Below are 19,660 nucleotides of genomic sequence, written 5' to 3' on the forward strand. Positions count from 1 at the left end.
GCCGGGAGGGTCGCGGCCGTGAGCCGTCGGCAGGCCGGCCGCCCCGCAGGCGGGGCGATCACCGGTGCACGCATCATCGGGCCGTGACGGGCAACAAGGGCCTCCATGACGACGGAGAACGGCGGGTCCGCGAGATGCTCCCGACTGGTGTGGCTCTTGGCCGCCCAGACCACCTCGATGGTGCTCCTGGGCCTCTGGGTGACGCATGTGGCGGCCGGCCATTGGCCGCTCACCCTGGAGGGCCGGCTGTCCCAGGCCTTTGCCGAGCATCGGAGCCCGGTCGGGAACGGCCTCACCTCGGGGCTGTCACTGCTGGCCAATACGGAGGGCATCGTCGGTGTGACGCTGCTCTGTGTGGCCGCGCTGCTGGTGCTGCCGTCCGCCCCGCGGTGGTTGGAGGCCGTGTTCCTGGGTGCGTCGGTCGCCGTGCAGTCGGCGGTCTTCCTCGTCGTCACGTTCTTCGTGCAGCGGCCCCGCCCCGACGTGCCCCAGCTGGACGGGGCGCCGCCCACGTCGAGTTTCCCCTCGGGGCACGTAGGCGCGTCCGTCGCCCTGTACGGAGGGCTGGCGGCCCTCGTGCTGAGCCGTACACGCGGCCCTTGGCGGTATCTCACGGCGGGGGTGCTGCTGCTCGTACCGCCCGCAGTGGGGCTGTCCCGGGTCTACCGGGGGATGCACCATCCGTCCGACGTGGTGGGCGGACTGCTCAACGGCGCCGCGACCCTGCTCGTCCTGGGGTGCGTGTTCCTGTCCGGCCGCGGCCCCGGCGACGGCCGGACACCGAAGGCGACTCCGAGTGGCCGCGCCTCGGCCCTACTTGCGCGGCCGGGCCCGCTCCCCCTCGCCGACGGGCGTCCTCGGGGTGGGAAGGTCGTCGTCGTCCGCCATCCCCGCGGCTGTCCGGACGGGCTGGCCGATGAGGTGCGCGACCGGCTCCGGCGGCACGGTCTCACCGTGCAGCGGTGGACCTCGACCACGGTGGACCGGCCCTGCGGGAGTCTTGCCGAGGAGTGCGCCGCGGGCGGAGTGGGCCTGGTCGTCGTATGCGGCGGCGACGGCACCGTGCGCGTCTGCGCCGACGTCGTCGCCGGTACCGGGATCCCGCTGGCACTCGTGCCCTGCGGCACCGGCAACCTGCTCGCCCGCAACCTGGGCCTCCCGTCGGACCCGGCGACGGCCCTCGACGCGGCCCTGGCCGGCGACGAGTTCGGTATCGACGTGGGCCGGGTGGAGGGCGACGGCCTCCACCCGACCCGCTTCACCGTCATGGCGGGGGCCGGCTTCGACGCCGCCATGGTCCGCGACGCGTCCGAGGTGCTCAAGGCGCACCTCGGTTGGGCCGCGTACGCCCTGTCCGCGGCCCGGCACCTGCGCGATCCCCGCATGCGCCTGTCCGTCCGCCTCGACGGGGGGCGCAGGATCCGGCGGCGGGCCCGGATGGTCGTCGTCGGCAACGTCGGCGCGCTCCAGGCCGGACTGGAGCTGCTGCCGCGGGCCCGGCCGGACAGCGGCCGCCTGGAGGTCGTGCTCTTCGACCCGCAGGGAGCCGCCGGCTGGCTGGCCGCGGCGGCCCACCTGGCCGCCCGCGCCGTACGGCGTCCGGCCGCGGCCCCCGCACCCGCACCCGGCGGTCCGCACGGGTCGGTGTCCGTGGCAGCTGGCTCGCTGGAGTACTTCAGTGCCGGCCGGATCGAGGTCCGCTTCGCGCGGGCACAGGACCGCGAGGTCGACGGGGACACCGTGGGCAAGGGCGCCCGGCTGACGGTCGACACCGAACCGGGCGCCCTGCGGATACGGCTGCCCCGCGCGCCCCGCGCCCTTCCCGCGCCGTCCGGCGTACCGGACGGCACCTCGCGTGCCGCACCCGCCGCGCACCTCTGCTGAACCGCCCGCGGCCTGAGGAAGAAGGTCCGAAGCATCACCGAAAGGAAAGGCAGGTACCGTCCCATGGCACAACGCACGGCCGGTTCCCGATGGCTCGCCGGCGCCCGGGGGCTGCTCGCCCGGCGGTCGGGGCCCGATGCGGCGTTCGGCCGCAGACTGGTCGTGGCGGTGGCGGCCACGGCCGCGGTGGCCGTGCCGTTCGCCCTGGCCCTCGTCCTCGTCGAGTCCCGGTGGCCGCCGCTGTACCGGCTCGACCGGGCCGCCGCGGAGCGGCTGCACCGTACGGCCCTCGAACACCCGGCCTGGGTCAGCGTCCTGGACTTCTTCACCGACGTGGTGTGGGACCCGGTGACCATGCGGCTGCTGGTGGCAGCCCTGGTGGTGTGGCTCCTCACCCGGCGGGCCTGGCGGCTGGCGATCTGGGCCGCCGTCACGGCAACGTCCGGGGCGCTGATCGGGTTTCTGGTCAAGAACGTGGTGGAGCGGGCCCGTCCGCACCTGCCGGAGCCCGTCGCCCACGCCCCCGGGTTCTCGTTCCCCTCCGGCCACGCCATGGCGGCCGTGACCTCGTGCGCCGTCCTCCTGCTGGTGCTGCTCCCGCTGGTGCCCCGCGCCTGGCGGCCGTTGGCGTGGGCACTCGCGGCGACGGCGGTCCTGGGGGTGGGCTACACCCGGGTCGCCCTGGGGGTGCACTGGGTGAGTGATGTCGTCGGGGGCTGGCTGCTCGGCGTCGCCGTGGTCACGGCGACGACCCTGGTCTTCGAGGCCTGGCGGGCCGACACGGGACGACCGCCCACTGCGGTGAGCGAGGGCCTGGAGCCGGAGATCTCCTCCGACGCCGACCCGGAGGGCACTGCCGACCCGGCTCTCGAGCAGCACTGACCTGACCTTTGACGACTTTTCAAATTCACTTCGGGGAGAGGCGTTTGAAGGCACCCGTCCGGGTCAGACGCGTGGTGTCGGAAGTCGACGACTTCCGGTACGGGCTCCGCCACAGGGCGTCCTTCCCCCTGGCGCCGTGTGGCAGGCCCGGCTGAACGACGGGCTGCCGCCGGATCCGTACGGCACCCGGAACCCGCCCGGCCAGGTCGCCTCCCCGCGCCGACGGGCCGGAGGTCCGGGGAACCCCCGGCGCCGGCGCTCGTACCGCCGCCCCCGGGCAGCGGAACACCGGCGGCAGCAGTCCGGCGCGAACCGATCCGCGCCAGCCCTGCAGGCGAACGGTCATCTCCACGATGACCTCGTCCTGCGCCGCCGGCCCAGCGCGTTACGGCCCGCTCACCTTGCGCGGGGCGCCGCGCCCGTCCTCCCCCGAGCCCCGGGCCCGGGTCAGGCCGTCCTGGGGGTGAGGGACTCCGGGGACGGCAGCCGCAGCGGCTTCGCCACCGCCGCGCAGAACTCCGCGAGTCCCGCCGCCAGGGCGGCCCGGGAGGCTTGCGGCATCGCGGCCATCGCCTCGGCCAGCACCTCCTGCCTGCGGGCGCGCAGCCGTGCGAGGTACGTCCGGCCCGCGGGCGTCAGCTGGAGCAGCACCTCGCGGCGGTCGGGTGAACCCGGATGCCGTTCGAGGAAGCCGACGGCCTGCAGGCGGTCGCACAGACGGGTGACGGAGGGCGGAGCCGCTTCCAGCAGCCTGCCGAGTTCGCGCAGGTTCAGCTGGTCGTTGCCCTCGACGAGGTACAGCACCCGGGCCTGCGCGGTGGAGACGGGTGGGGCGCTGGCCGTGTCCCGGCCACGCTCCCAGACGACCTCCAACAGCTCGATCAGCTCGCTCATTTGCGCCACCGCCGACACGGCGGGCCGCGGGGAGCCGATCGACGGCTGACTCATGTGACACTCCCTACCGGACGTACGCGCAGCCCTTCCCCGGCGGACCGGCGGCTTCGTCGTCCCTCATCATTTTGGCAGTTGCGAGGAAGACAGGTGCGGGACCGGTGAGTGAAGGCGAACGGGGCGAGGGCGCCGGGAACGTGGAACGCCTGCTGCGAGACGCGGCGCCGCACGAACTGTTCGAGGCGGTCCGCGGCGTCCTGGCCCGCGACCACGGGGCGATCGGCGCCGAACTGCTGATGGCGGACTACGCCTCCGCCCGGCTGCAGCCGGTCACGGCGAGGCCCTTCACCGCCGATTCCGTGTCGGCGTACAACAGCTCCGAGGGCCGGGCCTTCGGAGCCCAGGAGCCGCACGTGGTGTCCGGGGAGGGCGGTATCAGCGTCCATCTGCCGGTGAGCGTACGCGGCGACCGGCTCGGCGTGCTGAGCGTCCGCTACCCGGCCGGTGTGCAGATCGGCGGACTCCTCGGCCGGCTGCAGGACGTGGCGGACGCGCTGGCCCACGAGATCCTCGTCGCGGACCGTGACACCGACTTCTTCCTCCAGGCGCGCCGGGCCAGGCGGCTCACCCTGGCCGCCGAGATGCAGTGGGAGCTGCTGCCGGGGCGCTCCTGCTCCCGGCCCGAGTACGACCTCGGGGCCCAGTTGGAGCCTGCGTACGCCGTCCACGGCGACAGCTTCGACTGGTCGGCCTCCGCCGACCATCTGACGCTGACCGTCAACAACGGCATGGGCGAGGGCATCGACGCGGCGCTGCTGACCAGTCTCGCCGTCAGCGCCCTGCGCAACGCCCGGCGGGCCGGCCTCGGCCTCGCCGACCAGGCGGCGCTGGCGGACCAGGCCCTGTACGGCCAGTACCAGGGGCGGCTGCACGTGGCGATGCTGCTGCTCCGCTTCGAGCTGAACACGGGCGAGGTCGAGGTCATCGACGCCGGGTCGCCCCGGGTCTGGCGGCTGCGCGGGGGCACGCTGGAACCGTTCGGCCTGGAGGCGCAGCTGCCGCTCGGGATGTTCGAGGACACCGTCTACACCTGCCAGCGCTTCCGGATGCTGCCCGGGGACCGGCTGTTCTTCCTGAGCGACGGCGTCTACGACGTCCTCTCGCCGGCGGGCGAGCCCTATGCCCTGAACGCCCTGGCCCGGGCCGTCACGAACACCCGGCTGCTGCCTCCCTCGCAGGTGCCCCGCGCCCTGCTGGAGGAGCTCCCGGGATTCCGCGGCGGGGTGGACGCCACGGACGACGCGATGGTGGTCTGCCTGGACTGGCACGGCAGGCCCGGTGCGGAGGCGGCGGCGCAGAGCGGTGGCACGGCGGCGCAAGGTGAGCCGGTGAGCGGTGAGCGGTGAGCCGCTCGAACGGGACGGTGGCACAGTGGGGGCATGGCCCGTCCCGGCCGCTCCGGCGCGTACGAGGATCCGGCCGCGGTCCTCGCCGCCGCGGCGGAGGTCCTCGCGGTGCTGCACGCCAGGGGCCAGGACGGTGTGCAACCCGCCGTATCGGCGTCCCAGCTGCGGGCGCTGGTCGCCGTCGAGGGCGCGGAGGGCATCAACCTGCGGGCGTTGGGCGAGGTACTCGGTTCGCGCGCGCCGTCGGTCACCCGGCTCTGCGACCGGCTGGAGGCCATGGGGCTGCTGATCCGCACGCCGCGCCCGTCGAGTCGGCGCGAGGTGGAGCTGCGGCTGACGCCGCGGGGGCGTGCGCTGCTGGACGAGCGGCGGGCGATCCGGATGCGTGAGCTGTCGGCGGTGCTGGGCCGGATGACGCCCGAGGACGTGGAAGCCCTGGTCACGGGCCTGGCGGCGTTCCGGGAGGCGGCCGCGGAGTCCTACCCGGCGGCCGGCCCGCCCACGGGCGCGGATGCCTCCGCCGTGCCGGCGTCCCCGGGGCCGGGAGAGTCGTCCGCGCCGGCCCGGGTGTCGGACAGCGCCTGACGGCCGACGGCCCGTGGGGAGCCGTGGGGGCGGTGGGGCCGTGCAAGATCCGTCCGGCGGCATGGCAGAATCATTGAGTTCGTAAAATATTGCCTACCGGCAAATGATCACTCTAGGCTTGATCGACGCGACCAGGCGTCCGTCGGGCGTCCGCCGTCCGAAACGAGAAGGGGCAGACGCGACGCCATGGTGAGCATTTCCGGGGTGGGGGCCCAGCGCCCGGCCGCCCGCACGCCGCAGTCGGCGGTGATCCCGCCACGGCAGGTGCCCTCCGGGAATCCGGACGACTCGCTGGCGCTGTGGAACGGCGTACCTCCGTACGTCCTGCTCATCGAGGACGACGAGGGCGACGCCGTGCTCGTCGAGGAACTCGTGGAGGACAGCGGGATCGAGGTCCGCCTGGGGCGGGCCCGGTCCCTCGCCGACGCGCTGCGCCTGCTGGAGGCCGAGGCGCCCGAGTGCGTCCTCCTCGACCTGCACCTGCCGGACGCACAGGGCCTGGACGGCCTGGAGAAGGTCCTCGCCGTGTCCGCCGAGGCCGCGGTCGTCGTCCTGACCGGCCTGTCGGAGGAACGAGCGGGACTGACAGCGGTCGCGGCCGGCGCCCAGGACTACCTGGTCAAGGGACGTCTGGAAGCCGACGTCTTCATGCGGGCCATCCGCTACGCGATCCAGCGCAAGCGCACCGAGCTGGCGGCCGTCGCGCTCCAGGCGGGCAAGCTCCGCGCCGAGGAGAACGCGCGCCTCGAGCGCGGCCTGCTGCCCACACCGCTGCTGCTCGACGACGCGCCCGACGCCGTCAGCGTCTGCGCCCGCTACCACCCCGGACGCTCGCAGACGCTGCTCGGCGGGGACTTCTACGACGTCGTCCAGACCCCCGACGGGGCCACGCACGCCGTCGTCGGCGACGTGTCGGGCCACGGCCCCAGCGAGGCGGCGCTGGGTGTGTGCCTGCGCGTGGCCTGGCGGTCCTTCGTCATGGCCGGTGCCCGCGGCGCCGAGCTCCTCGCCCTGCTGGAGCGGATCCTGCTGGCGGAGCGCTCCGGCCCCGAGATCTTCGCCACCCTCGTCTCCCTCACCCGCCCGGCGGGCAGCCGCGCCGTCCGCGTGCAGCGCGCCGGACACCCCGGTTTCCTGGTCCGCTCCTCGGCCGGCGTGGAGCTGCGCACCGTCGCGGGCGGTCCCGCACTGGGCATCGTGCCCGGCTGGGGCCCGGGCTGGCCCGTCACCGAGGTGCCCGTCGAAGCAGGCGGCGCCGTGATGCTCTTCACCGACGGTCTGATCGAGGGACGCATCGGCCCCGGCCCGGACCGCCTCGACGAGGAGGGCCTCCTGGAGATCGCCCGCCGGCACGCCGGCCTGCCCGCCGAACCGTTCGTCGACACCCTCATCCAGACGGCGCAGGGCCTCGCCGCGGACTGGGGCGGCCTGGCCGACGACGTCGCCGTCCTCCACCTCGAATGGAACTCCCCCACATGACCTCCCCCGCACAGCCCCCGGAAACCTCCGGAGCACGGGCCCGGCAGCGCCATGGTCCCAGCCTGCAGGGCTGGCTGACCGGCGTGCTGGTCGTGCTCGCCCTCATGGTCGTCGGGACGGGCGCGCTGGGCGCCGCCCTCCTGTCCCACACCACCACGGCCGGGAACCGGCTCGTCGACGGGATCCTGCCCGCCCAGCGGGACGCGCTGCGGCTGGAGACGGCCCTGCTGGACCAGGAGACCGGCGTCCGCGGCTACCTGCTGGCGGACGAACCCGCGCTGCTGGAGCCGTACGCGCGCGGCCTGACCGACGAGACCGCGGCCGCCCAGCGCCTGGCGGCGGTCCTCGACGGCGACGCGGGCGTGCGCGAGGATCTGGCTGCCGTGCAGGAGGCCGCCCGGACCTGGCGCGACGAGTTCGCGGCCCCCGCCATCGCCTCCGTGGAGAACGGCACCGCCCCGCCGTCCCTCCAGACGGGAAAGGACCGCTTCGACGAGGTCCGCCGCCGCATCGCCGCCCAGCAGGCACGCCTGGACCGCATCCAGACCGACGCCCGCACGACCTTCGGCGAGGCGCGCTCGCAGCGCGACCAGATCCTGCTGGCGATCGCCGTGGCCTTCCTGCTGGCCGGCTCCGCCCTCGCGGTCCTGCTGCACGTGGGTGTGCTGCGGCCGCTCGCCCTGGTGCGGACCGCTTCCCAGCGCGTCGCGGACGGGGCCTTCGACGAGGAGATCCCGCTGCGCGGCCCCTCCGATCTACGGGCCCTGGCCCGGGCCGTGGAGGCCATGCGGCGCCGGACCGTCAGCGAGCTGAACGCCTCCCGGCGCAATGCCGAGCGGCTCGACCGCACGGCCGCCGAACTCGACGCCCAGGCGGCGGAGCTGCGCCGCTCCAACGCCGAGCTGGAACAGTTCGCGTACGTGGCCTCGCACGACCTCCAGGAGCCCCTGCGCAAGGTGGCCTCCTTCTGCCAGCTGCTGGAGAAGCGGTACGGGGACCGGCTCGACGAGCGCGGCGCACAGTACATCGGCTTCGCCGTCGACGGCGCCAAGCGGATGCAGGTGCTGATCAACGACCTGCTGACGTTCTCCCGGGTGGGCCGCGTCCAGGACGCGCGGGAGACGGTCGGGCTGGACGGCCCCCTGGACCGGGCGCTGCGCAACCTGGCCACCGCGGTGGAGGAGAGCGGCGCGGAGATCACCCGGCCCGATCGTCTTCCGGATGTGGTGGGCGACCCGACGCTGCTGACGATGCTCTGGCAGAACCTCGTGGGCAACGCCGTCAAGTTCCGCTCGCCCGACCGCGCTCCGCGCGTCGAGGTGGACGTGGTCGACGATCCCGCCGCGGAACCCGGCTTCCACACCTTCACCGTCACCGACAACGGCATCGGTATACCGGCCGAGTTCGCCGAGAAGGTCTTCGTCATCTTCCAGCGGCTGCACGGCCGGGAGACCTACGGCGGCACCGGCATAGGCCTCTCGCTCTGCAAGAAGATCGTCGAACACGCGGGCGGGCGCATCCGGATCGACCCCGGCCACCGGGAGGGCACCCGGATCGTCTTCACCCTCCCCGACACATCCGCCACGACCGCCGCCGTTGCCGGCGCGGCCGAGACCGCGGCGTCCGGCGCCGACGCCGCGCCGCCCGCCACCGCACCCACGCAAGGAACCAGCCGATGAGCAGCTCCGCAGACCGGCCCCAGCCCGCCCCCGCCGAAGTCCTGCTGGTCGAGGACGACGCGGGCGACGAGCTGATGACCCGAGAAGCCTTCGAGGACAACAAGATCGGCAACGTGCTGCACGTCGTGCGGGACGGCCTGGAGGCCCTGGACTTCCTCTACCGCCGTGGCGCGCACGCCGATGCCCCGCGCCCGGACCTGATCCTGCTCGACCTGAACCTGCCCAAGTACGACGGACGGCAGGTCCTCGAACGGATCAAGACGGACCCGGACCTCACCCACATCCCTGTGGTCGTGCTCACCACCTCGGCCGCCGAGGAGGACATCCTGCGCAGCTACAAGCTGCACGCCAACGCCTACGTGACGAAGCCGGTGGACCTCGACCAGTTCATCCGGGCGATCCAGCAGATCGACGACTTCTTCGTCACCGTGGTCAAGCTCCCCCGCACAGGGTGATGGAGAAGAAGGACGTGAGCAGCATGGACACGCACAACGCCGAGGCGCGCAGCCATGTCGAGACCCGGTCCGACGGGGACGTGCGCATCGTGGTGATGACGGGCGAGTTCGACATCGACAACGTGGCCGATCTACGGATCGCCTTGAATCCCGCTGCGCCCGGTGTCGTCCGGTTCGTCCTGGACGTCGCCGCGGTGACCTTCGTCGACTCGGTCGCACTCGGCATCATGCTGCAACCCGCCATGGACCGGCCGGTGGTCCTGGCGGGTACCGTGCCGCGCCGGCTGGCCCGCCTGTTGGAGATCACCGGCGCCGACCTGGCCTTCGCCACCGCTCCCAGCGTGGCCGAGGGCACGGTGATGGTCGTCCCGCCCCGGCGCGGCTGAGCCGCCCCCCGGGGAGCCCCGGTCTGTTTGAGTCCTGCAATCCCGGCCATACGGTCGTCGAACAGGCTTCGGCGTCCGCCGCGGTCCCTGCCCCGACAGCGGTGTCGGGCCAGGGACCGCGGCGTTGCCGGGCGAGAGGGGGGAACAGTGACGGCCACACCCGAGGAGGACGCGCCCGCGTCCGTACGGGGCACCGATTCCGCGCGGCGGCGGGCCGGATCCTTGGGCCGCGACGCGGTGCTCGCGCTCGGGCTGCTCGGTACCGGCATCGCAGGCCTTGCGGCCTTCCTGAAGGCCGCCGCGCCGACGGACGGGGGCGGGCTGCCGGTGACCCCGGTCGCCGCCCTGACCGTGCTTCTGCTCGGTGTGCTCCTTGCGAGGTGGAGCTTGGCTCCGGGTCGGCGACGCTTGCGCGCCCCGGGGCCTGTGGCGTACGCGGAACCGCCGGCGGAGGTGCCCGACGTCGGGGGTGACGCCCTCGACCACGCCGCGGTCGACGCGGACGGCTTCGAACACACGGTGGCCGCCTTGTGCGCGCGGGACGGCTGCAGCCCGGTGGAGGTGGTCGGCGGCGCGGGCGACCTCGGCGCCGACGTCCTCGCGACGACGGCGGACGGGCGGCGGGTGGTCCTCCAGTGCAAGCACTACGCCGCGGACAACCGGGTCGGCTCGCAGGACCTCCAGCGCTTCGGCGGAACCTGCTTTGCGGTCCACGAGGCCGACGTCGCCGTCATCGTGACGACCAGCTCCTTCACCGGGCCGGCCGCCGAGTACGCCGACACCTGCGGGATCGTCTGCGTGGACGGCGAGGGCCTGGTCGCCTGGACCGAGCTCCAGGCGCCTCCCCCGTGGGAGTCGGCAGCCGACGCACCCGCACCTGCCCCGTCCACCCCTGTCCGAGGAGCGACGTCATGACCACCACCGACAGCGGCACGATCCCGGCCCAGGGCGCGGCGGCACTCGGTGCCGGGGCCGAGGAACGCATCCACCGCATCCGCCGCCGTCTCGAACGCCTCATCGGCATCGCCGCGACCGAGGGGAACTCCGTGCTGCCGCTGCGCAACGGCGACGAGATCTTCACCTCGATGCTCGACGCCATCTCCTCCGCCCGGCACACCGTCGACATGATGACCTTCGTCTACTGGAAGGGCGACATCGCCCGCCGGTTCGCCGAGACCCTGGCCGAGCGGGCCCGCAACGGCGTACGGGTACGGCTGCTGCTGGACGGTTTCGGCAGCCGTCTGATCGAACAGGATCTGCTGGACCGGATGAGCACGGCCGGGGTGGACGTCGCCTGGTTCCGCAGACCCGCCTTCCTCTCCCCGCTCAAGCAGAACCATCGCTGTCACCGCAAGGTCCTCGTCGTCGACGAACGGACCGCCTTCACGGGCGGCGTGGGCATCGCCGAGGAGTGGTGCGGCGATGCCCGCAACCCACAGGAGTGGCGCGACACGCACGCCGAGGTCCGCGGCCCGGCCGTCGACGGGATCGCCGCGGCGTTCGCCCAGAACTGGGCGGAATGCCATCCTGAACTCTTCGACGACCGCGACCGCTTCGTGAGCCACGAGCCGGCCGGCTCCGCCGTCGTCCAGGTGGTCCGGGGCTCGGCCGCCTTCGGGTGGCAGGACATGCAGACGCTGATGCGGGTCGTCCTGGAATCCGCGGAGGAACGCGTGCGCCTGGCCACCGCGTACTTCGCCCCCGACGACTACTTCGTCGGGCTGCTGTCCGCCACCGCCCGGCGGGGCGTCACCGTCGAGATCCTGCTGCCCGGCCCGCACACCGACAAGCGGGTGTGCCAACTGGCGGGCCAGCACCACTACGAGGCGCTCACCACCGCCGGAGTGCGCATCCACCAGTACCAGCCGACGATGATGCACGCCAAGATCATGACGATGGACGGGGTGGTCTCCCTCATCGGCTCGTCGAACTTCAACCGCCGCTCCCTCGACCACGACGAGGAGGTCATGCTGGCCGTCATGGACCCGTCCGTCACCCGAACCCTGGACGGGCACTACGACCAGGACCTCCGGTCCAGCACGCGCATCACCCCGGGACGCTGGCGCCGCCGCTCCGTCCTCCAACGCACCCGGGAACTCTCGGTCCGGCCGCTGCGCCGCTTCCTGTGAACGGCGGTGATGCCGCGTCAGCCCAGGGCGCGGTCGAGGTTGAAGGCGGCGCTGATCAATGAGAGGTGGGTGAAGGCCTGGGGGAAGTTGCCCAGCTGTTCTCCCGTCGGGCCGATCTCCTCCGCGAACAGCCCGAGGTGGTTGGCGTAGGTGAGCATCTTCTCGAAGGCGAGCCGGGCCTCTTCCAGCCTCCCGGCGCGGGCCAGCGCCTCCACGTACCAGAACGAACAGATCGAGAAGGTGCCCTCGGGGCCCTGCAGGCCGTCCGGGCTGGCGGTCCGGTCGTAGCGGTACACCAGCGAGTCGGAGACCAGGTCCATGCCGAGTGCGTCGAGGGTGGAGAGCCATTTGGGGTCGGTGGGCGAGATGAACTTGGCCATCGGCATCATCAGGAGCGAGGCGTCCAGCACGTGGTCGTCGAGGCCCTGGACGAACGCACGCCGTTCGGCCGACCAGCCGCGGCGCATGATCTGCCGGTAGATCGCGTCCCGGGACTCGCGCCAGCGGGGCAGGTCCGCCGGCAGCCCGCGCCGGTTCGCCATGCGCATCGCGCGTTCCAGCGCCACCCAGCACATCAGCCGCGAGTACACGAAGTTCCGCCGGCCCGCCCTGGTCTCCCACACCCCCTCGTCGGGTTGGTCCCAGTGCTCGCACAGCCAGTCCACCACGGCACCGACCTCGTCCCAGCGGTCGCTGCTGATCGGCTGCCCCCACTTGTCGTAGAGGTAGATCGAGTCGATCAGTGCCCCGTAGATGTCCAACTGGAGCTGTCCGGTGGCGGCGTTGCCCACCCGGACCGGTCCGGAGCCCAGGTATCCCTCCAGGTGCGCAAGCTCGTACTCGGGCAGCTCGGTGCGCCCGTCGATGCCGTACATGATCTGCAGCGGGCCGGTCTCCCCCGTGCCCCGCAGGATGCCCCGCTCCGAGATGAACCCCATGAATGCCTCGGCCTCCGTGGTGAAGCCCAGGCGCAGCATCGCGTAGACGCAGAAGGCTGCGTCGCGGACCCAGACGTAGCGGTAGTCCCAGTTGCGTTCGCCGCCGACCTGCTCGGGCAGGCTGGTCGTCGGTGCGGCGACGATCGCACCGGTCGGCGCGTAGGTGAGCAGCTTCAGCATCAGCGCGGAGCGGTTCACCATCTCGCGCCAGCGCCCGTGGTAGCGCGAACCCGCCAGCCACTGGCGCCAGAACCGGACGGTCGCCTCGGCCTGCTCCTGTGCCTCGGCGCGCGGGCACGACCGGGGCGGGGCGTCGTCGCCGATCTGGTCGAGGGCGAACACATTGGACTCGCCCTCGAGGAGCTTGAAGTGCGACCACACGTCCAGGCCGTCGGTTTCCAGGGGGGCGGTGGCGGTCAGTGCGAGCGTCAGTGACGGGGAGCGGAAGACCGCCGTGCGGCCTTCGAGGTGCGTGGTGTGCGCTTCGGCGCCGTAGCCGAAGCGGGGGGCGATCCGGGCCCTGAAGGGGAGGGTCCCGCGGACGCAGACCACCCGGCGGATCAGCCGGTGCCGAGCCGCTTCGCGCGAGTCGTCGACCACGGGCATGAAGTCCTGGATCTCCGCCACTCCGTCGGCGGCGAAGAATCGTGTGATCAGCACGTTCGTGTCGGGGAAGTAGAACTGCCTGGTGCGGGTGGGGACCTCGGCGGCCAGCTCGAACGACCCGCCCCGGTCGGCGTCGAGGATGGACCCGAAGACGCTGGGCGCATCGAAGCGCGGGCAGCAGTACCAGTCGATGGTGCCGTTCGTACCGACCAGGGCGGCCGTACGCAGATCGCCGATCAGTCCGTGTTCGGAGATCGGGAGGTAACGGCCGCCTTCCGTCTGCTCGAAACCAGCCGTCCCGAATGCCATACGGGCCTCCCTGCCGCTGCGGCCCGAGCCGGGGGTTGAAGCCTCGCTCTCCATGCTAGACCGCTCCCGCGCCGGGTCCGGCGGTGCCGTGCGGACCGGACGCGGCGGCCGGCCCGCACGGACGGCGCTGTCGCCCCTATGTGCCGGGGGCTCGGTATCCGACCTGTTCCACCCGGCGGAGAGCCTCCAGGGTTTCCTCGATCGTCAGCAGGACCGTCGTCTCGAACGAGCGGAGCGCGCCACCGCGGCTGATCGCCAGTGCCACGGCGGCCATCGACACGTTGTCCGGGGCTTCCCACAGGTTGTAGCCGTCGTGCGTGCCGAAGGCGTACCAGAAGCCGTGGAGCCGCCCGCCGACGGACTCGATGTACGCCCGGGCGGCTTCGGAGCGGTCCTCGGGGTGGCTGGTCAGCCTCGCCCATGTCTCCGGCGTATAGCTGAACCTCGACAGATACAGTGGCATCGCTGCTCCCTTTCGTCCCCCGAAGGGTGCCCGTGCCGTACGCCGGAACCGTGACGGCGCAACCAGACGTCCCCCTTGCGCGCGGACGGATGACCGTCCCGGCCCGCAGCCGATCAGGTGCGGGCCGGCTGCGGCCGTGAGGGCGGATCGCGGAAGGCACGCGGGTGGGGCCGCGCGTGGTCCTCGCTTGACTGGTGGTCGACACGACGGGTAAGGAGAGGCTGTTCATCGCGCAAGGTGTGAAACGGGGGACGTATGAAGCCGCTCGAGACGGGCGATCCCACCTCGCTCGGCGAGGGCCGATACCGGCTGGTCGGACGGCTCGGCCAGGGGGGCATGGGCGTGGTCTACCTGGGCCGCTCGCAGTCCGGCCGTGCGGTCGCCGTGAAGGTCGTGCGCCCCGAGCTGTGCACCGAACCCGGGTTCAGGCGCAGGTTCGCCGACGAGGTCGCGGCCGCACGGCGGGTCGGCGGTTTCCACACCGCGCCGGTGGTCGACGCCGATCCGGACGGGGAGCCGGCCTGGCTGGTGACGGCCTTCGTACCCGGTCCCACCCTGCAAGCAGTCCTCGCGCGCGTCGGATCGCTGCCCCTGGACACGCTCACCGTCCTGGCCGCCGGCCTGGCCGAGGCGCTGGAGGCGATCCACCGGGCGGGCGTGATCCACCGCGATCTCAAGCCCGCCAACATCATCGTCGCGGAGGACGGGCCGCGTGTCATCGATTTCGGCATCGCGCGTGCTCTGGACGGGACGTCCCTGACACAGACCGGCCTGCAGGTCGGCACGCCGGGGTTCCTGGCACCCGAGCAGCTCACCGGCGGTCGGGCGCTCACCCCCGCGGTCGACATGTTCGCCCTGGGAGTGGTGCTCACCCAGGCGGCGGGCGGCGCCCCCTTCGGCGACGGCCCGTCCGCGGCCCGGCACTACAAGGTGGTCTACGAGGAGCCAGACCTGACCGCGGTGCCCGGAGAACTCCGCGAAGCCATCGGCGCCTGCCTGTCCAAGGATCCGGCCGCGAGGCCCACCCCGGCCGCCTTCCTCGCCACTTTGACCGTCCGCCACTTGGACGGCGGCTCCTGGCTTCCGGAGGCGGCAACGCAGCTGCTCCCACCCCCGGAACCGGCGGTGCCTCCCACCACCCCGGAAAGCCGGTCGGACACCGCGCAGGACCTCCCCGTACCGGCCGCCGCCCAGCCCGCCGTCGAGGAGCCCCTTACGGAGCAGCCGGGCACGGTGACCGGCCCCACCGCACGGCTGGCCGCCGCGCCCGCGCCGTTGCCGCAGCCGGATCCGGGCACGCCGCGGCGTCGCCGCGCGGTGGTGGCTGCGTTGCTGGTGACATCACTCGCAGCCGCCTGCCTGGTCGTGTGGCAGCCGTGGAAGGACTCGACCAAGGACGACTCCAAGCGTGGCGCCGCCACACCCTCCGGATCCGTCTCCGCCCCTGCCGCGCTCCCGGCCGATCCTCTGCTGATCCGGCAGGACACGGCCCCGGGGTGGCCCGGGACCTGCCACAGCGTCATCGCCCGCCGGGACGCCGCCACGGAGAAGCCCGTGCAGCTCATCGCGGGCGGCGCGGGCGCGTGCGACACCCTGCCCCAGTGGTCTCCCGACCGCAGGTCCTTCGCGTTCACCCGCAGCACCTCCGAGGGCACGGCCGTCTGGACTGCCAACGCCGACGGTTCCAACGCGCGGCGGATCACCTCCACCGCCGGAGGCCGGGTGTCCTGGTCGCCGGACGGCAGCCGGCTCGCGGTGCTGCGCAAGAAGGACGGTGTGCAGCAGTTGTTCGTGGTGGGCGTCGCCGACGGCACGGCTCGCCAGGTCACGTCGGGGCAGGGCCAGGTCGAGGATCCCGCGTGGTCGCCGGACGGCAGGAGCATCGCGGTCTGCCTGCAGACGGAGCCCGAGAACTGGCAGATCCACGTGGTCGACCCCGACGACCCGAACCGCGCCCCGCAGCAGGTGACCCGGCTGCCCCATCCTGCACTCGACCCGGTGTGGTCGCCCGACGGCACCACCTTCGCCTACACGGCCGGGACCTACGGCACCGGTACGCAGGGCGACATCCGCCTCGTGGACGCCGACGGCAGTGACGATCGCGAACTGGTCGCCGGCAGCGCCCACGAGATGGACCCCGTCTGGTCCGTCGACGGCGCCTGGGTGGCCTTCGTCCGTGGCCCGTACGAGAAGCCCGTGATCTGGGCCGTGCGCGCGGACAAGACCGGCGAGCGGGCGCTCACCGCCGGCGCCGCTGCCGAGGGGCATCCCTCCTGGCGGTGAGAGCGGCCGAAGGCTCTTCGCCGTGGCCGACCGCGACGGGAGGGACCCTCGTGCCCCGCCCCCATGGCAGGGCACGGTCCCCGTTCGGCGGCAGAGGGTACGGCCGGGTCGGCGCTCCGAAGCCCCACGGGTGCGGCCTCACTCCCGAGTTGAGGGATCGTCGACCGGGGTGAGGCGCTGCGCCGGCAGCACCCGGGCCGGCGTGCTCGGCCGCAGTGGTCACCGGGCGGGCAGTTCGGTGCGTCGCAGCCATGCCTGGACTGCGGTGCCGACGTCTTCGGTTTCTTCGCCTCGTACCGCGAGGCTTCGGCGATCCGCCCGCCCGGGCAGGAGGCGGCGTAGTCGCGTTCGGTCATACCCGGGCCGCTCACGGCGTAGGGGGTGACGGGGCGCCGCGCGGAACGGTGCGTCGGCTCGGCAGGGCGGCAGGGTGCTGTGGCGTGCTCATGGTGGGGCGGCTCATGGCGGGGCGGCTCCCGGTGAACCGGGACGAAGTGGGGGCCGGGCAGGTGCCCGGGGGCGTCTGCGCAGGGGGACGGGCGGGCGGCGGGGGCGTCCGGTCGCGAGGTGGGCCCTCCGGGCTGGATCGCGTCCATCGCGGCCGTCCCGCCGGTCCGCGCCCTGGCCGGCAACCGACGCGCGGGCCGCCGGGTGCCGCCACAGGGCGCTGCCAAAAATACCCCCGGGGGTACTCGTGCTATGTTCGATACATACCCCCGGGGGTAATTTTCGCGACAAGGAGCGACAGCGTGTTCTTCATCGACACCCTTGAACTGGAAGGGCTCGGCAACCGCAGCTACCTGGCGGGCGGGGCCCACACGGCCGTGGCAGTGGATCCGCCGCGCGACGTCGACCGGATGCTCGCCGCGGCGGCACTGCGCGGGGTGCGGATCTCCCACGTCGTGGAGACGCACGTCCACAACGACTACGTCACGGGCGGCCTGGACCTGGCCCGCCTCACCGGCGCGGCCTACCACGTGCCCGCCGCGGCCCGTGTGTCCTTCGACCGCACCCCGGTCCATGACGGGGACACCTTCGCCGTGGATCACGGAATCACGCTGCGGGCCCTCGCCACCCCCGGACACACCCCGCACCACACCTCCTACGTGCTGGAGGAGCAGGGCTCGGCCGTCGCCGTGTTCACCGGGGGTTCGCTGCTGATCGGCACGGTGGGACGGCCGGACCTGGTCGAACCTCGGCTGACCGAGCGGCTGGCCCGCGCCCAGCACGCCTCGGCGCACCGGCTGGCCGCCGAGCTTCCGGATGAGACCGAGGTCCTGCCCACCCACGGGTTCGGCAGCTTCTGCTCTGCCGCCCAGGCCGACGGGGAAACCACCACCATCGGCAAGGAGAAGGCGGGCAACGACGCCCTCGTCCAGGACGTCGACGCCTTCGTCGCCGGCCTGCTGGCCGGGCTCGACGACGTGCCCGCGTACTACGCCCACATGGGCCCGGCCAACGCCGCGGGTCCGACGCCGGTCGACCTCACCGCACCCGCCGTGGCAAACGCCGCCGACATCGCCGACCGGCTGGCCGCCGGGGAGTGGGTGGTCGACCTGCGCAACCGCATCGCCTTCGCCGATGGACACGTCGCGGGGTCCTTCAACTTCGAGGCCGACGGGAAGATCGCGACCTATCTGGCCTGGTTGATCCCCTGGGGCAAGCCCGTCACACTCCTGGCGGAATCCCCCGCACAGCTGGCCGAGGCGCAGCGCGAACTGGCCCGGGTCGGGATCGACCGCCCGGCCGCCGCCGCCATCGGAGAGCCTGCCGAATGGATCTCCGCGAACGAAGAGCTGCGGAAGTTCCCCCGGGCCACGTTCGCCGACCTCGCCGCCCTGGACCCCTACGAACACCGGGTCGTGCTGGACGTACGGCGGGACTCCGAACGCGCGGACGGCTGGATCAAGGGCTCGGTGCACATCCCGATCCACCAGCTCCACCGCCGTCAGCGCGAGGTACCGGTCGGAGTGGTCTGGGTCCACTGCGCCGGCGGAATGCGCGCGGCAATCGCAGCCTCCCTCCTCGACGCCGCAGGACGCGACGTCGTGGCCGTCGACGACTCCTTCGACGCTGCCCGGAGCGCGGGCCTCCCGATCATCCCGGGAACCCGTTCCGACGACTGACCCCCAGCCCCAGTTCCCCACGAGAGAAGGACCCGATCATGTTCCTCTTCCGGCGCGGCCCAGCCCGCGTGACTCCGGCCGATGCCCATCGGCGCACCCGCGACGGGGAAGCCGTCCTGCTCGACGTGCGCGAAGCGGCGGAATGGACGGCCGGGCACGCGCCCGGTGCCGTGCACGCCGCGCTCTCCGCCCTGCTGGCCGGCGCCGGTCTGCCTCCGGATGCGCGGGGACGACCGCTGATGGTGATCTGCCGCTCCGGGCACCGGTCCCGGCAGGCCGCGGGAATCCTGACCGCACGCGGAGTCGAGGCCGTCGACATCAAGGGCGGCATGAACGCCTGGGCAGCGGCGGGACTGCCGGTCGTGGACGGCTGCGGAAGCAGCGGCTCGACAGCGTGAGCACGCTCGTCCTCGCCCTGATCGCAGGAGCGGTCGTCGGCCTGGCACTCGGCGCGCTGGGGGGCGGCGGCAGCGTGCTGGCGGTCCCGGCTCTGATCTACCTCCTTGGATTCACGCCGGCCGCCGCCACCACCGCATCGCTGATCATCGTCACCGCCACTTCCGCCACCGCCCTCTACACCCACGCAACCTCGGGCAACGTCCGCTGGGGCACCGGCGGTCTCTTCGCAGCCGCCGGCATCCTGCCCGCCATGGCGGCAGCCGCCCTCGCCGCACGGCTCCCCGGACAGCTCCTCACGGCCGCGTTCGCAGCCGTCGCGGGTATCGCGGCACTGCGCATGCTCAAGTCCCCCGCAGCCGGGAACGAAGCCCGCCCCACCCGCCCGGTACGGGCCGCGGGAGCCGGCGCGGGCCTGGGGGCCGTCACCGGATTCCTGGGCGTCGGCGGCGGATTCCTCGCCGTTCCGGCCCTGGTGGGAGTGCTGGGTCTGAGGATGCGGGCGGCCATCGGGACCAGCCTGCTCGTCATCACCGTCAACTCGCTCGCCGCGCTCACCGTCCGCACGGGCGGGGCCGGGCCGGTGGACTGGGCAGTCGTCGCACCCTTCACCGGGGCGGCAGTCCTCGGCGCCTGGGACGGAAAGCGCCTTTCCACCGCGATCAAGGGCCCCGTCCTGCAACGCACCTTCGCCGCCGTGCTGCTGTCCGTCGCGGCCTTCATGATCATCGACGCGATCCGCTGACAGCGGGTCCACCCCCGG

The 19,660-nt window shown here is 73.1% G+C and carries 17 protein-coding genes; 14 read left to right on the top strand and 3 right to left on the bottom strand.

The window, feature by feature from the left end; translation table 11 throughout:
• Positions 1-105: 105 nt before the first annotated feature.
• Together ACZ6JS_RS27420 and ACZ6JS_RS27425 are read left to right on the top strand one after the other, a co-directional pair.
• Positions 106-1,884: a bifunctional phosphatase PAP2/diacylglycerol kinase family protein gene (locus ACZ6JS_RS27420; RefSeq protein WP_469301804.1), complete on the top strand. Its 1,779-nt coding sequence runs from the start codon at positions 106-108 to the stop codon at positions 1,882-1,884.
• Positions 1,885-1,947: 63 nt separating this feature from the next.
• The gene (locus ACZ6JS_RS27425) at positions 1,948-2,766 is read left to right on the top strand and encodes a phosphatase PAP2 family protein (RefSeq protein WP_469301806.1); all 819 of its coding nucleotides are present in this window, start codon (positions 1,948-1,950) and stop codon (positions 2,764-2,766) included.
• 447 nt (positions 2,767-3,213) lie between these two features.
• Here ACZ6JS_RS27425 and ACZ6JS_RS27430 read toward each other — a convergent pair whose 3' ends face one another.
• The gene (locus ACZ6JS_RS27430) at positions 3,214-3,714 is read right to left on the bottom strand and encodes a MarR family winged helix-turn-helix transcriptional regulator (RefSeq protein ID WP_469301808.1); all 501 of its coding nucleotides are present in this window, start codon (positions 3,712-3,714) and stop codon (positions 3,214-3,216) included.
• Between the two features lie 104 nt (positions 3,715-3,818).
• On the opposite strand from ACZ6JS_RS27430, the gene ACZ6JS_RS27435 reads away from it, so the two are divergent.
• From ACZ6JS_RS27435 to ACZ6JS_RS27470, 8 genes are all read left to right on the top strand, one after another.
• Positions 3,819-5,063, top strand: coding sequence for a PP2C family protein-serine/threonine phosphatase (locus tag ACZ6JS_RS27435; protein ID WP_469301809.1), 1,245 nt, complete (start codon positions 3,819-3,821; stop codon positions 5,061-5,063).
• 33 nt (positions 5,064-5,096) lie between these two features.
• Positions 5,097-5,648, top strand: coding sequence for a MarR family winged helix-turn-helix transcriptional regulator (locus tag ACZ6JS_RS27440; RefSeq protein WP_469301810.1), 552 nt, complete (start codon positions 5,097-5,099; stop codon positions 5,646-5,648).
• Between the two features lie 186 nt (positions 5,649-5,834).
• A complete protein-coding gene (locus tag ACZ6JS_RS27445) occupies positions 5,835-7,127 on the top strand; it encodes a PP2C family protein-serine/threonine phosphatase (RefSeq protein WP_469301812.1) in 1,293 nt (430 codons plus the stop codon).
• Positions 7,124-8,806 (top strand): sensor histidine kinase, encoded by a 1,683-nt coding sequence (locus ACZ6JS_RS27450; RefSeq protein ID WP_469301813.1) that lies wholly within the window; start codon positions 7,124-7,126, stop codon positions 8,804-8,806. The genes ACZ6JS_RS27445 and ACZ6JS_RS27450 overlap by 4 nt, the downstream gene beginning before the upstream one ends.
• Positions 8,803-9,261 carry a response regulator gene (locus ACZ6JS_RS27455; protein WP_469301814.1) on the top strand — a complete coding sequence of 153 codons (459 nt, stop codon included), beginning with the start codon at positions 8,803-8,805 and terminating at the stop codon, positions 9,259-9,261. Before ACZ6JS_RS27450 ends, ACZ6JS_RS27455 begins: the two co-directional genes overlap by 4 nt.
• Positions 9,262-9,284: 23 nt before the next feature.
• Positions 9,285-9,647, top strand: coding sequence for an STAS domain-containing protein (locus ACZ6JS_RS27460; RefSeq protein WP_469301972.1), 363 nt, complete (start codon positions 9,285-9,287; stop codon positions 9,645-9,647).
• 147 nt (positions 9,648-9,794) lie between these two features.
• Positions 9,795-10,562 (top strand): restriction endonuclease, encoded by a 768-nt coding sequence (locus ACZ6JS_RS27465; RefSeq protein WP_469301816.1) that lies wholly within the window; start codon positions 9,795-9,797, stop codon positions 10,560-10,562.
• Complete coding sequence (locus tag ACZ6JS_RS27470) at positions 10,559-11,776, top strand: phospholipase D-like domain-containing protein (RefSeq protein WP_469301818.1); 1,218 nt, start codon at positions 10,559-10,561, stop codon at positions 11,774-11,776. The genes ACZ6JS_RS27465 and ACZ6JS_RS27470 overlap by 4 nt, the downstream gene beginning before the upstream one ends.
• 17 nt (positions 11,777-11,793) lie before the next feature.
• On the opposite strand, the gene ACZ6JS_RS27475 is transcribed toward ACZ6JS_RS27470, so the two are convergent.
• Positions 11,794-13,629, bottom strand: a complete 1,836-nt coding sequence (locus ACZ6JS_RS27475) for a glycoside hydrolase family 15 protein (protein ID WP_469301819.1) — start codon at positions 13,627-13,629, stop codon at positions 11,794-11,796.
• 136 nt (positions 13,630-13,765) lie between these two features.
• A complete protein-coding gene (locus ACZ6JS_RS27480; RefSeq protein WP_469301821.1) occupies positions 13,766-14,092 on the bottom strand; it encodes a GYD domain-containing protein in 327 nt (108 codons plus the stop codon).
• A gap of 255 nt (positions 14,093-14,347) precedes the next feature.
• On the opposite strand from ACZ6JS_RS27480, the gene ACZ6JS_RS27485 reads away from it, so the two are divergent.
• From ACZ6JS_RS27485 to ACZ6JS_RS27500, 4 genes are all read left to right on the top strand, one after another.
• On the top strand, positions 14,348-16,375 hold the full coding sequence (locus ACZ6JS_RS27485; protein WP_469301823.1) for a protein kinase domain-containing protein: 2,028 nt from the start codon (positions 14,348-14,350) through the stop codon (positions 16,373-16,375).
• Between the two features lie 749 nt (positions 16,376-17,124).
• Positions 17,125-18,501 (top strand): rhodanese-like domain-containing protein, encoded by a 1,377-nt coding sequence (locus tag ACZ6JS_RS27490; RefSeq protein ID WP_469301824.1) that lies wholly within the window; start codon positions 17,125-17,127, stop codon positions 18,499-18,501.
• Positions 18,502-18,539: 38 nt separating this feature from the next.
• Positions 18,540-18,899 carry a rhodanese-like domain-containing protein gene (locus tag ACZ6JS_RS27495; protein WP_469301826.1) on the top strand — a complete coding sequence of 120 codons (360 nt, stop codon included), beginning with the start codon at positions 18,540-18,542 and terminating at the stop codon, positions 18,897-18,899.
• A complete protein-coding gene (locus ACZ6JS_RS27500; protein WP_469301828.1) occupies positions 18,896-19,642 on the top strand; it encodes a sulfite exporter TauE/SafE family protein in 747 nt (248 codons plus the stop codon). Before ACZ6JS_RS27495 ends, ACZ6JS_RS27500 begins: the two co-directional genes overlap by 4 nt.
• Positions 19,643-19,660: the final 18 nt, after the last annotated feature.

The sequence above is a fragment of the Streptomyces sp. NPDC046349 genome, assembly GCF_055587885.1.